This is a genomic window from Halorubrum sp. B52 (genome assembly GCF_059752555.1).
The window spans coordinates 91,296-106,685 of record NZ_MWTG01000010.1; the positions used below are offsets into that span (position 1 = coordinate 91,296).

At 63.9% G+C, this 15,390-nt stretch carries 11 protein-coding genes; 5 read left to right on the forward strand and 6 right to left on the reverse strand.

Annotated elements, in window-relative coordinates:
- Window positions 1-20 precede the first annotated feature (20 nt).
- Window positions 21-1,331, forward strand: a complete 1,311-nt coding sequence (locus B4V04_RS15055) for a helix-turn-helix transcriptional regulator (RefSeq protein WP_498232542.1) — start codon at window positions 21-23, stop codon at window positions 1,329-1,331.
- A gap of 63 nt (window positions 1,332-1,394) precedes the next feature.
- Here the strand turns inward: B4V04_RS15055 and B4V04_RS15060 are convergent, their stop codons facing one another.
- Window positions 1,395-2,309 (reverse strand): glycosyltransferase family 2 protein, encoded by a 915-nt coding sequence (locus B4V04_RS15060; protein ID WP_498232543.1) that lies wholly within the window; start codon window positions 2,307-2,309, stop codon window positions 1,395-1,397.
- 116 nt (window positions 2,310-2,425) lie between these two features.
- On the opposite strand from B4V04_RS15060, the gene B4V04_RS15065 reads away from it, so the two are divergent.
- The 3 genes from B4V04_RS15065 (at window position 2,426) to B4V04_RS15075 (ending at window position 6,989) form a co-directional block, all read left to right on the forward strand.
- Window positions 2,426-3,475 carry an AAA family ATPase gene (locus B4V04_RS15065; RefSeq protein ID WP_498232544.1) on the forward strand — a complete coding sequence of 350 codons (1,050 nt, stop codon included), beginning with the start codon at window positions 2,426-2,428 and terminating at the stop codon, window positions 3,473-3,475.
- Between the two features lie 136 nt (window positions 3,476-3,611).
- Window positions 3,612-4,550: a hypothetical protein gene (locus tag B4V04_RS15070; RefSeq protein ID WP_498232545.1), complete on the forward strand. Its 939-nt coding sequence runs from the start codon at window positions 3,612-3,614 to the stop codon at window positions 4,548-4,550.
- Between the two features lie 138 nt (window positions 4,551-4,688).
- Window positions 4,689-6,989, forward strand: a complete 2,301-nt coding sequence (locus B4V04_RS15075; protein ID WP_498232671.1) for an oligosaccharide flippase family protein — start codon at window positions 4,689-4,691, stop codon at window positions 6,987-6,989.
- Window positions 6,990-7,004: 15 nt separating this feature from the next.
- Here B4V04_RS15075 and B4V04_RS15080 read toward each other — a convergent pair whose 3' ends face one another.
- From B4V04_RS15080 to B4V04_RS15095, 4 genes are all read right to left on the reverse strand, one after another.
- Entirely contained in the window at window positions 7,005-8,480 is a 1,476-nt protein-coding gene (locus B4V04_RS15080; protein ID WP_498232546.1) for a PQQ-binding-like beta-propeller repeat protein, read from the reverse strand.
- 293 nt (window positions 8,481-8,773) lie between these two features.
- On the reverse strand, window positions 8,774-9,994 hold the full coding sequence (locus B4V04_RS15085; RefSeq protein ID WP_498232547.1) for a glycosyltransferase: 1,221 nt from the start codon (window positions 9,992-9,994) through the stop codon (window positions 8,774-8,776).
- Between the two features lie 57 nt (window positions 9,995-10,051).
- On the reverse strand, window positions 10,052-11,689 hold the full coding sequence (locus B4V04_RS15090; RefSeq protein ID WP_498232548.1) for a right-handed parallel beta-helix repeat-containing protein: 1,638 nt from the start codon (window positions 11,687-11,689) through the stop codon (window positions 10,052-10,054).
- Between the two features lie 102 nt (window positions 11,690-11,791).
- A complete protein-coding gene (locus B4V04_RS15095; RefSeq protein ID WP_498232549.1) occupies window positions 11,792-12,817 on the reverse strand; it encodes a glycosyltransferase family 2 protein in 1,026 nt (341 codons plus the stop codon).
- A gap of 166 nt (window positions 12,818-12,983) precedes the next feature.
- On the opposite strand from B4V04_RS15095, the gene B4V04_RS15100 reads away from it, so the two are divergent.
- On the forward strand, window positions 12,984-13,667 hold the full coding sequence (locus B4V04_RS15100; RefSeq protein ID WP_498232550.1) for a helix-turn-helix domain-containing protein: 684 nt from the start codon (window positions 12,984-12,986) through the stop codon (window positions 13,665-13,667).
- 86 nt (window positions 13,668-13,753) lie between these two features.
- Here the strand turns inward: B4V04_RS15100 and B4V04_RS15105 are convergent, their stop codons facing one another.
- Complete coding sequence (locus B4V04_RS15105; protein WP_498232551.1) at window positions 13,754-15,271, reverse strand: pectate lyase family protein; 1,518 nt, start codon at window positions 15,269-15,271, stop codon at window positions 13,754-13,756.
- Window positions 15,272-15,390 lie beyond the last annotated feature (119 nt).

Genomic DNA, 15,390 nt, shown 5'->3' on the forward strand with positions numbered 1-15,390 from the left:
ACAGAGCCACATTCGTCGTAATGATGTCTCAGACCCGAGCCCTGTTGGTGATGGCCGCGTTCGTCCTCGTCACGATCGTCGCCCCCGCGTCCGTCACCGCGGCACCGGTCGCACAGCAGAACGGGACGATCGTCCAAGCCGAGTTCACCGACCCGGTTCCGGTCGAAGGCGCCAACGGGTCCGCGTACCTCTGGGAGTCGGAACCCAACGGCCTGCGGGTGACGGTCCCCCCCTCTAACGGGTCGGAGCTCTACAAGGTCTGCGTGCAGAACGAGACCGGTGCGCAGATCGTCTGCGACAACCAGAGAGCCGCGTCAGGGGACCGAACGGTGACGATGGACCTCGCCGACCTCTCGGCGTTTCGGGAGACGCAGAACGTCACCGTCGTCCTCTGGCCCGGCTCTCCGGGCGAGTCCGAGCCGGTCGGCTCCGACACGATACGCATCAGGGTCGTCGAGAAGGACGGCGACATCGACGGCGACAAGCTCTCGAACGCAGAGGAGCTGTCGCACAACACCTCGATGCTCCTGATGGACACCGACAGGGACAGCCTCAGCGACGGGGCCGAGGTGAACAACTACGGCACGTCGCCGACGTCGGCCGACACCGACGACGACAACCTGTCCGACGCGACCGAGCTATCGAGATCGCTCGACCCGACGGACCCGGACACCGATAACGACGGGATTCCCGACGGCGTCGAGGTGGAACGCGGATTGGCGCCGAAGGACCCGGACGCCGACACGGACGGCGACGGCCTGTCAGACGCCTACGAGTACGCGCACGGGATCGACCCGACGAAGGTGGACACCGACGGCGACGGACTGAACGACGGGTTGGAGGTGCGGCTGGGGACGGACCCGGCCGACGGCCGCACCACGCCGATGCTCCTGTTCGCGGGGCTGACGCTCTTCGGTATCTTCGCGGTCACGGCGCGCTGGGCCTGGCCCTCGTGGCGGCACCGGGTCGACCGGGACGTTCCCTCGTGGCTCGGGGCGGGAGGGGCGTCCGCCGACGACGGGGCGTCCGCCGAACGCGATACAGACGAGCCAGCGGTCGCACCGGGGTTCGACCGCGCGGAACGTCAGGGGTCGTCGGAGCCGGTACTGACTGACGAGGACAGAGTCCTCCAGATCCTCCGCGAGAACGACGGGTGGGTGTATCAGAGCGTCATCGTCGAGGAGACCAGTTGGTCCAAATCGAAGGTGAGCCGACTGCTCTCTCAGATGGCCGACGAGGGGACGATCGAGAAGGTCAGCGTGGGGCGACAGAACGTCGTCGCCGAGAAGGGGTCGATGCCCGAGGGGTTCGGGTCGCCGTTCGACGAGTGACGGCGGCCGACGGCCGCGTCCGTCTCTCGGGGGTCCCGCCGAGAGGCCTCCGACCGCCCGTTTTCAGGCGTCGAGTCGCGTCTGGACGCCTTTGAGCGCGTTGAAACAGAGGCTCGGGAGCTGACTCGGCGACGGCGTCGTCCCGGCGCGGAGGAACGAGAGCCCGGTGTCGAACCGGCCTTCTCGCAGATACAGCGACGCGAGGGTGTAGTGGTGGGTGCCGGTCACGTCGTACCCCTCGGTCTCCAGTTCGACGACGTCGTCGGCGAACGTCCGGAGAAAGTGTCTGTTCGCCTCCCTGACGGCACCGGCGCTCGGACCGCCCGACGGGTAGCGCCGTAAGAGCGGTTCGTCGACGTAAGCCAACTTCCCCTGCTTGAGCACGCGGATGAGGAACTCGGTGTCCTGATACCGGTCGAACGATTCGTCGAACCCGTCGATCCGGTCCACGACGTCCGACTCGACGATGAGCGTCGACCCGGCGCTGGTGTGGAGGTTCTCCATGAGCACATCCTTTACGAGCTCTTCGCCGCCCTCTGCGCCCTCTCTCGAGCTGTGCCCTCCGAAGAACGACTTGAGGCGTTCCCACCCGGGAGCCGCGTCCTCATCGTTGACGACGGTCGTTCCGCAGTAGGCGGCGACCCACTCGTCGGACCGCCGTTCTATCGTCTCTACCTGCTGTTCGAGTTTCGTTGGTGCCCACACGTCGTCCGAGTCGAGGAGCGCGATATAATCGCCAGTCGCGGCTTCGATGCCGGTGTTTCGGGCGGCGCTGCCGCCTCGATTCGTCTCGTGTTCGAGGTAGGTTAGACGCGAGTCGTCGTATTCGTTCACGACGGACGCCGTGTCGTCGTCGGAGGCGTCGTCGACGACGACGACCTCGACGTCCTCCAACGTCTGGTCGAGCGCGCTGTCGATGGACCGTGGCAGGACGTCCGCTCGGTTGTACGTGGGGATAATGACGCTCACAGTAGGCATCGAGAATCGAGTGAGACTCGTCACGGAGAGTGCTTTATTATCGCTCCGGTAACGCGGACGACGGCCGGCGGCTTATCGCTCCGATAATAATAGTCGGACGGACCGAGCGGGGGGATATGGACACCACCGAGTTACAAACGCAGAGTACGCGCGTCCTCGACGAGGTATCTCGTGCCGTCGTCGTTGACCGCGCCGTCCTCCGACGGATCCTCACAGGCGTACTCTCACGGGGACACGTGCTCCTCGAGGGCGTACCGGGGAGTGGAAAGACGCTGACCGCACGGGGGTTCGCGACCGCGCTGGGCCTCTCGTTTTCGCGGATCCGGTTCACGCCCGACCTCCTCCCCGCCGACGTGACCGGGACGCACGTCGGCGGCGAACGCGACGGATCGGCCGAGTTCAGCGAGGGACCGGTGTTCGCGAACGTCGTCCTCGCCGACGGGATTACCCGCGCCCCACCGAAGACGCAGGGCGCGCTCCTCGAAGCGATGGCCGAGGGGCAGGTGACGGTCGACGGTGAGACGCATCCGCTTCCCGAACCGTTTGTCGTCATCGCCACACGGAACCGCGTCGAACAGGGCGAGGAAACGTTCCCGCTCTCGGAGGCGCAGAAGGATCGCTTCCTGATCAAGGACACCCTCAGCTATCCCGACGACGAGGCGGAGCTGACGTTACTCGACCGACGCGACGCTCGGGACGAACAGACGCCGTCCGTCTCGACGGTCCTCTCGAAGGGGAGCGTCCTCGTGATGCAACGGGTCCCGGAGCGGATTCGCGTCGACGACGAAATCAAGCAGTACATCGTTGACATCGTCCAGCAGACTCGCTCTGACGAGCGTGTCGCCGTCGGCGTCTCCCCGCGCGGGTGCCAGCACCTCTTCGAAGCCGCCCGGGCGACGGCCGCAGTGCGGGGGCGCGAGTTCGTCGTCCCGGACGACGTAACGGACGTCGCCCACTCGACCATCGCACACCGTCTCGTTCCGGCCGCGGAGGCGACGGTGGACGGCGTCGACCGGACGCGACTGGTCGACGAACTGCTCTCCGCAGTCACGGCCCCGAGGGTCAGCGGTGAAGCGGGCGTGAGCACCGTCGGCGCGACTGCGAGCGTGACAACTCGCTCGCAGAACGCCGAAACGACCTCCGAGCGTCCGAACGAGACGCATTGAGCGGACTCGCCCGCGCTCGCGCCCGCCGCTTTACCGGTCCGATAAGTCGGGGCTACCAGGTCGATAATAACGGAGGGGCATTGTGATGAACGAACCGGATATGGAACGGCAATCGCGGACACTGAAACGCGCGAGTATGGCGCTCATCGTCGGACTGCTGGTGGCGACCGCGGGCTGTGCGGGTCTCCCGGGCGGCGATACGGGAACGGCAACACCCGACTCGGCCGGCGAAGGGGCGGCTGAGACGGCCGATTCGAACACGACGAACACGACAGACACGTCGGAGACGACGACGGGATCGAACGAATCGGACGGCGACTCGCACAGCCACGAGAACGAGTCCGACTCGAACGCGTCGACCTCTATTGAGGCGGAGTACACCGGAGAAATGGCCGCGATGGTCGGCGAGGAACGCGTCGACCTCTCGGCGAACGCTGAGGGCGAGGACGCCATCAACATGGCCGACAGAGACACCTGGTACACGAACGAGAGCGTGACGCTCTCGGAGGCGCTCGGGGCCGCCGGCGTCGAGGCCGAGGAGTCGACGCTCACCTACGACGGAGAGACCTACGAGGAGTCCACTGACGGGACGAAGATCAGCTACCGCGTCGGCAGCCACGAAGTCGACCCCGAGGAGTACACGCTCGAAGACGGCGACAAGATCTGGGTTCTCGTCGTGACTGACGACGCGGACGTCACCACGCCGGGCGAGTACATCCCGCCGGAGGACCTCCACGTCCACGGGAGTATCGACTTCACCGTCGACGGTGAGGAGCTCGACTTCAGTCGTGACAAGTATCAGCAGGCCGGCCACAACGACCACTTCCACTTCGAAGGCGGACACGCCAGCCCGTGGCACGCGCACTCCGCGCACGTCACGGTCGGCTACGCGATGTCGACGCTCGAAGGCATCAACGTGAGCGACGACGCCATCACCTACAACGGGACGGCGTACGCCTTCGACGGCGAAGACGGAGCGGCCACCGTGAAGGTGAACGGTGAGTCGGTCGACCCGAACGAGTACTACCTCAAGAACGGCGACTCGGTCACGATCGCGATCGAACCGTCTGACTGAGATCGCTCCGTTGTCAATGTATACGAGCCACCGGACAGCACGTGACCAGTACCCGAGACACCACCGAGAGAGGCGTCTCGAACGGCCGATGTCACTCGTCGAGCGCGACGAGCGGGGGCATCGACCGTGAGTCGGAACATGGTCACGGCGTTCCTCTCCGTCGTGGGCGGGCGTATCTTCATCGTGCTGTCGTCGGTGGTGCTCACCCCGATTCTCATCACGACCCTCGGGTTCGAACTCTACGGACGCTACAGCACCCTCACGGCGGTGTTCGGTATCTCGACCATTCTGATGAGTTCGGGCATCAACAGCGGCGCCCGCAAGTTCCTCTCCGAGGAGCGCTCGATTCGGAACTGGAAGACGCACGTCTTCGGCTACTACTTCCGCCTCGGGACGCTCCTCGCGGTGCTGACTGCGCTGGCGTTCGCCGGCGCGGCGCGCTTCGGTCTCGTTACCCAGCACCTCGGTGAGCAGTACGTCGTCGGCTTCTACGGCCTGGCGGGACTGACTATCGCGACGCAGTTCCGCGAGTTCTCTCGCCGGTCGCTGATGGGCCTCAAGCAGGAACATCTCTCGGAACCGCTGCGCGTATTCAACAAGGTCGGTTCGCGGATCGCGCTCATCGGAATCGCCTTCCTCGGCTTCGAGATCGGGGGGATGATGGTCGGCCTCATCGTCGTCAACGGCCTCGTCGCCCTGCTCGCGCTGTGGTGGCTTCGAACCAACATCTCGCTCCGCGGTGTCGTCACCAGGTCGCCGGGCGGGTTCCCGACGAGGGAGCTGTTCAGCTTCAACCACCTCTCGGTGGTCTACATGCTGTTCCTCACGTCGATGTACCACGTCGACGTGTTGATGCTCGCTTCGGTCGTCACCGAGACGCAGGTCGGCTACTACAAGTCCGCGCTGGTCATCACTCAGTTCCTCTGGGTGATCCCGCGGTCCATTCAGTCGATGCTCATCCAGTCCGTCTCGGACCTCTGGGCGAAGGGCCGCATCGACCAGATAAACGAGATCGCGTCGCGAGTCACCCGGTACGGGATGCTCGTCGTCGTGCTGTTGTCGATCGGGCTCGGGGCGCTCGCGAAGGACTTCGTCCCGCTGTATCTCGGTGACGGGGCGATGCCGGTCGTCACGCCGCTCCTCATTCTCCTCCCCGGGACGATCGGATTCGCCATCGTCAGACCGATCCTCGCCATCAGTCACGCGAAGGCGGACATGAAACCGCTCATCGCGGCGACCGGGGCCGCAGCGCTTCTGAACCTCGGCCTCAACGCGATTCTCATCCCCCGATACGGAATTCTCGGGGCGGCGGTCGCGACGACTGTCGGCTACTCGTCGTTGCCGGTGTTCAACCTCCTCAGCGCCCGTCACCTCGGATTTAAACCGTTCTCGGACGCGCGAGTCGGTCGGGTGTTGGCGACGGGAGCCATCGCGATCGTCCCCATCTACCTCCTCTCGGTGACGCTCGAGAACAGCCTCGTCGCGTTGGCGGTCGTCCCCCCGATCGGGTTCCTCGTCTTCGTGACGACGGCGTTCCTGGTCGGCGCCGTCGGGGTCGACGAGGTGCTGGACGTGATGGGGTCGCTCCCGGACCCCATAGGGTCGCGCGCATCCGCCGCCCTCGCGAGCGACGGCGGCCCCGGCGGGGTCGGGAGGCGCTCGCGGAGGACCACGTCGTGGACCGACCGACACGCGGACACACTTCAACGCGCCCTCCTCGTCCTCGGTATCCTCCTCTCGATTTCCGGGGTCGTGCTCGCGGCGGGCGTGCCCGGCATTGACGTGAGGCCGTCCATCGACGGCGACTCGCCGATCCCGGATGTGAACAACACCGAACCGGTCACCGACGCGCCGTCGTCGACGAACGAGACGCAGACCACGGACTCGCCGTCGAACACCTCCGACGGTTCGACGGATCAGAGCGGAGACTCATCGACGGACGATCCGCCAACCACGACCGAGGACGGCAGTACGACCGAGGACGACAGTTCGACTGAGGACAGTACGACCGAGGACAGTACGACCGAAAACAGCACGACTGAAGACAGCAATACGACCGAAAACAGCACGACTGAAGACAGCAATACGACCGAAAACAGCACGACTGAAGACAGCAATACGACCGAAAACAGTACGACGGAAAACAGTACGACGGAAAACAGTACCACGACCGAGAACACTACGACGGAAAATAGTACGACGGAAAACAGCACGACTGAAAACACCACCACGACCGAGAACACTACGACAGAGAACAGCACGACCGAGAACACTACCACAACGTTGTCATTGACGACGATGGCAACCACAACCGAGAGCGTCACGGCAACGTATAGCGACAGGTCGGCGTTCCTGACGGGGCGTCCCACGACGGCGAGGAACTGGCTTCTCTCGTCGTGGCCCCCCACCAGCGGGACGCCGTGGTTTCAGTCGAGTTAGAGCGCAGGCGGAATGCTACAGTCGTTTCGGACGGTGGTTTGGGCCGATTTCGTCGTCAGTCGCCGCGAGCGATAACACTCTCGTCGACGAATCACGGTCATCTCCGGTTGCTTTCACGTAGATTCCATGATCGGTCACGACGGGTGTTTGGGCGAACAGTTCGTCCTCTCCACCGCTTTCTGGCGGTTCGGCGTACGCCCAAGACACCTCTCCGTCTGCGGTGTCAACGGCGACGACCGTCGGATACTCGCTGATCGGTGCGACGTCGTAGTAGCGACCTGACGCGTCTTCGGTAAGCGGGGCGTCCGTCCCGAGGTACACGTGGCCGTCCGTGGCCGTTGGAGACCCGTAGAGGGGGTAGGGTGAGGTCCAGACCCACTCGCGCGTTCCTGACGCCGTGTCGACCGACCACAGCGATGCAGAGATCGCGGCGTCCACGGAGGAGTCGACTGTCGTGAAGGCGTAGACAGAGCCGTCGGCCACGACGAGCTCACTGAGCGTGTCACGGGGGTCGCCACACGACCGAGTGAGCGAGCAATTCCACTTGACGCTCCCGTCTGCGAGCGACTGGGCGACGAGGGCGTTTTCGTGTTCGGTTTGGGTCGCGTAGTAGATCGTCTCGTCGTGGACGGCTGCGTCAGGCGCGTTGCCGGGTCGCTGCGCTGCGGCGACGTCTGCAGGGAGTTCGTGACGCCACTGTTCGGACCCATCTGCCACGGATAAGCCCACGAGATAGCGGGAATCGGGTCCTTCCAGACGGGCGTAGACCGTCTCGTTTCGAACCGCGAACAAAGTCGTCGTGGTCAGGTCAGTTTGGCGCACCCACAGCTGCTCCCCCGACTCAGCATCGAAGGCGTTCACGTTGTTGTTCTCCAGATTCTGTGCAACGAGGGTCCCGTCTGCGACCAGTGGATTCCGCCAGTTGTAATCGTCTTGATTCTTCCACTCGAGGGCGCCCGTCTGGGTATCGAACGCGAACACCCCGCCGTATTCCCATTCGCCATCGTTGTTCGACCCGTCACTCGCGACGATGACCGTGCCATCACTGACCACTGGTGCGTCGAGCACTCGGCCGACTCCACTGGCTGTCGCGTCATCGCCACGTGACGGCGGGACGTGCTCCCACACCTGTTCACCAGACTCCTTGTCGTAGGCAACGAGTCGGCTTCGACCCGAGACGTCGTCGAGAAGTTCGGTCGTGAACACGTGTCCGTCACCGACGGCCAGTTCGGTCGGATCGGACGGATTGGTCGATTCCGGCGTGTAGAATCGCGTCGTTACCGATGGACCGACAGCAGCAGCGGTGGCGTACCCGGTTTGCGCGCCGTTACCTCGCCGCATCGGCCAACCGGGAGTGTCGGCTGCGGGCCCGTCTTCCGTGGATTCGTCACTCGCCTGTGCGAGGGCAGAGAAACTGCCCGTAGCGAAGAGGGCTGTACCGACAGCACTACCAGCGGCTTCGAGGACCGATCGACGTGGAATGTCTGTCATTATTCCGAGTGCCGTTTGCTCGGGTGGACGGGTTATTATTCCTCAGATAAAGACGGGGTGACAGTTGCAGTCGAACGTGAAAACCGGCAGAGGAGAGTCGAACGGACAGCATAGATCGTGCGATGTGCTAACGTGGCGGGCAGTGCGCGGAGCTACGGCCGATCGATTCACTCCAAAGAGAGCTAGAACGAGTCGGGTGCCCCGCTGAACCGGTCCGCTGTGGCTCGCAAGGGGCCTCTATCAACGACCGAGTCTTCACGGGGGCTTCGCCCTAATCACGTCGACGCAGACCCTCAGTGCCCCGCCGGAATCGGATCAGTTCGCCGCTCTTCGAGGACCTCGACGTAGAGGTCCGCGATCTCCTCGCAGACGTTCTCCCACGTGAACTCGTTCGCGTAGGCCTCGATGGCGTCGGCGTCCCAGTCCCGGTCCAACGCCTCGAGGACGGCGTCGGCGAGTTCGTCGTGTGACTCAGGCCCCTCGACGAGCAGTCCGTAGTCGTCGCTCGTGATGACCTCTTCACTGCCGCCGTTTTCCGTTGCGACGACCGGCGTTCCGCAGGCCATCGCTTCCAGTTGAACGACGCCGAAACTCTCGCTGTAACTCGGGAGGACCATCAGGTCGGCGGCGTTCATCCAGTCGTTCAGCGTCTCCGACTCGACGTAGCCGAGGAGCTCCGTCCGGTCGGCGATGCCGAGTTCCTCGGCGAGCGATTCGAGTTCGTCGCGCATCCCGCCCTGCCCGCCGATGACGAGTCTGGCGTTCGTCTCGGCGTCTCGGACTCGCGTCATCGCGCGCATGAGGTGTTGGAACCCCTTCCGCGGCTTCAGCGTCCCGAGGGCGAACACGACCGGCGTGTCGCCGCCGATACCGAGCCGCTCGCGCGCCGATTCGGTCGGAACCCGCTCGAAGATGTCCGTGTCGTACCCGTTCGGAACGTGGACGACGTCGTCGTTGTACGGTTCGAGTTTCGAGCGATCGCGTCGGTTGACGCGGATCAGTCGATCGGCGTCGGTCCACGCCCGTGTCAGTCGGTCGTTGTCGGAGTCCAGCTGTTCTTGGAACCAGTTGCGATTCGCGTGAACGGTGAGGAGGTACGGGACGTCGAACTCCTCTTTCAGGCGCGCGCCGACGTACCCCGACGTCCACGACATGTGGCAGTGGATCAGGTCGAACGAGACCGGGTGGCTCTCGAGCTCCGTTCGAACCTTCCGGGCGTGTTGCTGTCCGAGGAAGTGGTCGCGGTGGAAGTCGACGGGGAGATACAAGAGGGGCGTCTCGACGACGTGGACGTTTTCCGGGACGTCCGACCGGGCGATCTTCGAGTCTTTGCCGAATCCGTCTCCGCTGTCACCCGGGAGCCGTGAAGCCACGTCCGCGAACCAGTTGTACCGGACACAGACGGTGACCGTGTCGAAGTACTCCGCGAGCACGTCGACCTGTGACTTGACGAAGTGTTTGTACCCGTGCGAGACGACGAGGAGGTTCTTGTCGGCCAGTCGGTCCCGGTCCATGGCCTCACGTGTCCGCGCCGGGCTCTTTCTTATCGTGTAGGTAAGCCGAGAGCCGCCTCAGGCGGGCGGCATCTCGGTGTTGTCGACGATGAAGCCTTCCGCCCCCTTATCGATGTATCCGCCGTAGAAGACGGAGTCCGTGACGATCACGTCGGTGCCGTCCGCGTACAGTTTGATGGCTTGCCGACCGCTGTAGGATCGGGCCGTGATCTCGTCGAACCGCGTCCGACTCCCCGAGTTGATGAAGGGGTGGTGCGTCGCCTCGTAGGTCCCGCCAACGAACAGGTTGTCGTCGGCCAGAACCTCGACGCAGCGACGGTAGCTGTCTCCGGGTTGGTCGATAGTCAAGTTCTCGAAACGGCCGTTCGCGCGCTCGACGCGAAGCGCCTCTCGTTGGGCGTTCCCCGGTGCAGGCCCGGTGATGGTGACGTTCCGCAACAGGACCATCGAGTCTTCCGGGGTGTTGTTACCCTGGATGAACACCGCGAAGTTCGACCCGTGGATGTCGATGGTCGTGTCGAGGACGTCGACGCTGCCGGAATCGTCGGTCACCTGGATGCCGCGAGAACACCCGCCGTCGTCGTTCAACGTGATGGAACAGTTCTGAATCGTCGCCGTCTCGACGTCGTCGAGGACGAGGATGGCGTTCTCTGCCGGGCCGGTGACCTCGATGTGGGTGTTCTCGACGCGGAGGTCGGACCCCTCGTCGAGCCGAATGCCGCGTTGACTGATTCCCGGGACCATCTCGTCGATGACGACCGTGGCGTCGCGAATACTGCTTTGGTACCCCTTGATGCGGATCGAGGAGACGGAGCTGTTCTTGTAGGTTCCGCCCTCGACGTGAACCGTCCCGTGCGCACCCGAGGCGTACAGCCCGTTGTCCGGGAACCGGCCGAGTTCGCAGTCCACGACGCGGAGCGTCCCCGCGCTGTACGGATCGATGAGCATCCCCGTCGGGCCGAGGTTGATGTCGCCGATGGTGTCTTCGGAGTACGCGCCGCCGTCCGGCGCGCGGAACCGTTCGACGAGTCCGCGTCCGTTCGCCGCGGTCACGCTGAACAGCGCCGGACCGAGCGTGCCGGTGTCGTGCTGTCCCTCGATAGTGACGTCTCGGACTTCGAGCCCGTCGGTGACGTACGCCTCGATGGCGCGGATCCCCGACTGCGCGCCCGTGAAATCGAAGGTGAAGCCCTCGAAGAGGAGGTCGCGACCGGGCGAGTAGATGACGCCGAGCCGGAAGAGCCGAGCCGCCCCGGAGAACGCGCCCGCGGTGACCAGGTTGCCGTCGATCGCGTCGATTCGCCCGTGGCTGATCGTGGCGTTCGGGCCGTAGAACCCGAGGTTGTCGAACCCGGTCTCCCTGAGTTGCTCGTTCATCAGGTACCGCCCCTCCGGGAAGACGAGTAGGGTGTCGTCGCCGACGGCGTCCGAGAGAGTGTCGTCGATCGGGACGCCCCCGGTCGGGTCCGCACCGGCCTCGACGACGTTCACCACGCTGGAGAACCGGTCGAGATACGCCTGCGGAACGTCGACTGTCATCGTGCTTGCTTGGACGCTGGCCACGGGTTTCGTGAGCGTTCCCCCGACCGCGAGCGCGCCGACCGCGCCGAACAGATAGCTTCGTCTGGTGATCTTCGAGCCGGCGGTGTCGTCCCCCTCGCGGGGCGATCCGGACGCTGAGATATTTTCCTTCACCTAGGAGTGAACGGGCTCCCCCGGTCACCCTCTTTCTCTTCAAATGGACATTCTTTAAATACAGACAGTCTTTAATTCCTGAGATTCGATCGGCCGTGACGGTTACTCGGTGGGAACCGTCGTGTCGTACGTGTCGTCGTCTACCTGCATCTCGAGCGCCTGATTATCGTCGTGGTCGAAGACCGTTCCGAGGAGGAGGAACGCGGCACCGAAGAGGAGTCCGATGGCCCAACTGCCGGTGCCGGACGGCCCGTCGCCGTCGCCGGAGAGCCCCGAGCCGGCGAGGCCGAGGGCCGAGATGCCCGAGACGGCGGTTCCGAGGAGGTAGAACGCCGCCAGCGGGTGGAAGTCGCGGAGCATGTACTTGTTTTTCACCCGCCAGAAGTAGTTCTGGAGCAGCATCCCCGAGACGCGCGGGATGTACTCGCCGTAGTCGATGTGGCTCTTCCAGTCGTCGTCGTACAGGTACTCGGCCGAACACGCGACGTCGGCGACGCGGAGGTTCTCCGTGTTGAGTTTGACGAGCAGGTCGTTGCAGTACCCGTAGTATTCGTACATGCTCTCGATGTCTGCCTCCCTCAGCGCCTCGTGGGAGATGGCGGTGTACCCGTTCTGCGGGTCCATCGTCTTCCAGTACCCGCTCGAAATCTTCGTCAGGTACGAGAGCACGGAGTTACCGACGAGGCGGAAGCTCGGCATGGCCGCCAGGTCGTCGCTCTTCATGAAGCGGTTGCCTTTCGAGTAGTCGGCGTCGCCTTCGGCGATGGGGTCGAGGTACTTCGCGAGCTCGTTGGGGTCCATCTGCCCGTCGCCGCCGAGGACCGCGGTGATATCGACTCCGTCCTCGAGCGCCCGGAGGTAGCCCGTCTTGAGTGCCCCGCCGACGCCGCGATTCTCGTCGTGTTGGATGGGAACGATGACATCGTCGTAGGCCGGCGATTCGGGGGTGTGGTCGGCGTTGAACGCGTCGGCAGATTCAACGATCTCGTTCCACGTCCCGTCGGTGGATCCGTCGTCGATGACGTACGCGATGTCGACGAACGAGGGCATCGTGTCGATGACGGCTCCGACATATCCCTCTTCGTTGTACGCCGGCACGACGACGGCGATCGAGTTGTCTTTGTACATTTGAGTGGTGCGCTATCAGTCAGTTGGCGCTTACTGGACGTTATTATAGGCATCGTAGTGTGTCGTGCCGAACTGACGGCGAGTAGTCACGAATCTCCGGCATGTCAGCTTCGCGGTCTTACTATCTACATAATAACCCGTCTACCTCGGTGACGACGACGTATCGATGACCGAGAGACGTGAGGGCGTTTCGCATCCGATATGTCTCGAGGTGCGTCTCGAAGACTCTCGACTGATCTTATCCTCGTTCACCGCGTCGCATCAGGGTCCGGTGACACTGGCGTTCCAACCGACGCAGGGACTCGGATGGGACTGCGCGTTCGTCGCCGTCGAGGAGAGCGACGTTGCGGGAAGCGACATCGAGCGGCTGAGGACCGAGTTGGAGCGTGATCCCACGGTGACGGAAGCGGAGTATATCGGAACGATCGGCGACGAAAACCGGTTCAAAGTCCTCTTCGAGGGCGGAGTCCCGCTCCTTCCCCCGGAGACGACTGAGATGGGCGTACACGTCATCTCCACTCGGCACGCCGATGGGGATTGGAACATCCTGATGCACGTTCCCGCTCACTCGACGCTGCACCGAATACAGTCCCATTATCACGACCACGGGATCACGTTTCGCGTCAAACGACTTCACGTCGCTCGAGAGACGGATATCGGTGCCGAGACGGCGCTCCCACCGGGACAGCACAAAGCGCTGCTCGTCGCCTACCGAAACGGCTACTTTCAGGTCCCTCGAAACGTCTCACAGGAGGAAATCGCCGACGAGCTCGACATCTCAAAATCGGGTGTGTCACAGCGTCTCCGTCGAGCGATCGACCGGCTCATCGAAGCGACGCTGGACCCGTGAAAGGCCCCGTCGGTCGGCGGTAACGCTGTTGTCGGTGGCGGACCGGAGAGCGCTCCGCGTACGCGTCGGGTACCGACCGGAGCCGATTAGAGGAACCAGTTGCCGTCGTAGTCGACGTCGACGGTACCGGACTCCCAGACGCCGTTGTAGAGTGTGGATTCGACGATGTCGACGCCCGAGCAGCCGTCGAGGATCTTCATCCCCTCGTAGTCGCCGAGCGACCGCGCGGTGATCCCGCGGAACCTCGTCCCGTCGGCGTCGTTGACGATCGGAATGTGCGTCGTCTCGAGGTCGCCCCAGCGGAAGGTACAGCCGTCGCCCGTGACCTTGATACCGCGTCGGTAGTCGTCGCCCGTCTGCTCGACGTCGAACCGATCGAACGTCCCGTTACCCCGCTCGATACGGACGGCGTGGCGACCGTTGGAGCCGTCACCACTCCCCGTGACGCTCGATTGTAGGACGTACACCGGATCGGCGCCCGCACTGCTGGACCCTTGGACGTGGAGCGCTTGGCCGGGCGCGTTGAACTCGATCTCGGTACCGATGATGTCGATCTTCCCCGCGTGAGGCGAGACGGAAACCGCCTTCGTGGGGACGTCGCCGTCGACGACGACCCGCGAGTTCTGAATTCGCGCCCACTCGACGTCGTTCAGAACGCTGATCGCATGGCCGTTGGGGTCCGTCAGATGAACGTCCGTGTTCTCTATCCAGTTGTATTTCCCGCCGTCGAGGCGGATCCCGCGCTGGTTCGCGTCGCTGTCGCGTCGATCGTCGACGATGACCGTGGCGTCGTGGATCGAACTGTAGTCACCCGAGAGGCGGATGCTCGCGATGTTACTGTTCTTGAAGAGACCTCCGTCGACGACGACCCGTCCGCCCTCAGTCGAACAGTAGAGGCCGTTATCCGGCCACGGGCCGACCTCACAGTCGCGAACCCAGATTTTGCCGTCGTGGTGCGAGGTGACGATGATCCCCGTCGGCCCCACGTTGATGTCTCCCGACGTGTTCGCCGAGAACTCGCCCCCGTCCGGTATCCGGACGTTCGCGATGGTTCCGATACCGGACGGGTCGGTGATATCGAAGAGGAACGGGCCTTTGTTTCCGCTGTCGTGTTCCCCGCGCACTTCGAGGTCCTCGACGAGCAGATCGTCGCTGACCTGTGCCTGCAGTGCTCGCAGACCGGTGTCGTCGGCCGTGAAGTCGAAGTCGAACCCCTCGACGTAGAGGTCCTCCCCCGGCTGGTCGAACGTCCCCAGTTTGAACAGCCACTGCCCGTCGTAGTCGGCCGCCGGGACGATGGTCGCGTTGTCGCCGCGAAGGTCGAACCCACGGAAGCCGACGTGGCGGACGGTGTCGTCCATCAGGTATTCCCCCTCCGGGAAATACAGCGTCGTCCCGTCGTCGAACGGTATCTCGTCTAAGACCGGGTTGATAGACTCCCCTCCCGTCGGATCCGCTCCCTCCTCGACGACGTTTATCCAGTCGTCCTCGGCGGTCGCGGTTCCCGCGAACGAGAGCGCCCCGAGTACCCCTCCGATCCCCTGTACTGCTCGCCGACGCGTTAGTAGTCTCTCTCCGTCTCCATCTACGCTCGTCTTGCGCATCGGGTGGATCTGACTGAGCCCGCCTATTGAGTATTTTCGGGGTTTATCGCACTATTCAGCTGGAAAATGCGGATTGAAATACATATGCCCATGTCGATTCTCGCATCGAGGCGCGTATG

What these genes read in the sequence shown, in the direction of transcription:
- B4V04_RS15055 (WP_498232542.1), top strand. Translation starts at nt 21, where the DNA reads ATGATGTCTCAGACCCGAGCCCTGTTGGTGATGGCCGCGTTCGTCCTC.
- B4V04_RS15060 (WP_498232543.1), bottom strand. Translation starts at nt 2,309, where the DNA reads ATGCCTACTGTGAGCGTCATTATCCCCACGTACAACCGAGCGGACGTC.
- B4V04_RS15065 (WP_498232544.1), top strand. Translation starts at nt 2,426, where the DNA reads ATGGACACCACCGAGTTACAAACGCAGAGTACGCGCGTCCTCGACGAG.
- B4V04_RS15070 (WP_498232545.1), top strand. Translation starts at nt 3,612, where the DNA reads ATGGCGCTCATCGTCGGACTGCTGGTGGCGACCGCGGGCTGTGCGGGT.
- B4V04_RS15075 (WP_498232671.1), top strand. Translation starts at nt 4,689, where the DNA reads ATGGTCACGGCGTTCCTCTCCGTCGTGGGCGGGCGTATCTTCATCGTG.
- B4V04_RS15080 (WP_498232546.1), bottom strand. Translation starts at nt 8,480, where the DNA reads ATGACAGACATTCCACGTCGATCGGTCCTCGAAGCCGCTGGTAGTGCT.
- B4V04_RS15085 (WP_498232547.1), bottom strand. Translation starts at nt 9,994, where the DNA reads ATGGACCGGGACCGACTGGCCGACAAGAACCTCCTCGTCGTCTCGCAC.
- B4V04_RS15095 (WP_498232549.1), bottom strand. Translation starts at nt 12,817, where the DNA reads ATGTACAAAGACAACTCGATCGCCGTCGTCGTGCCGGCGTACAACGAA.
- B4V04_RS15100 (WP_498232550.1), top strand. Translation starts at nt 12,984, where the DNA reads ATGACCGAGAGACGTGAGGGCGTTTCGCATCCGATATGTCTCGAGGTG.
- B4V04_RS15105 (WP_498232551.1), bottom strand. Translation starts at nt 15,271, where the DNA reads ATGCGCAAGACGAGCGTAGATGGAGACGGAGAGAGACTACTAACGCGT.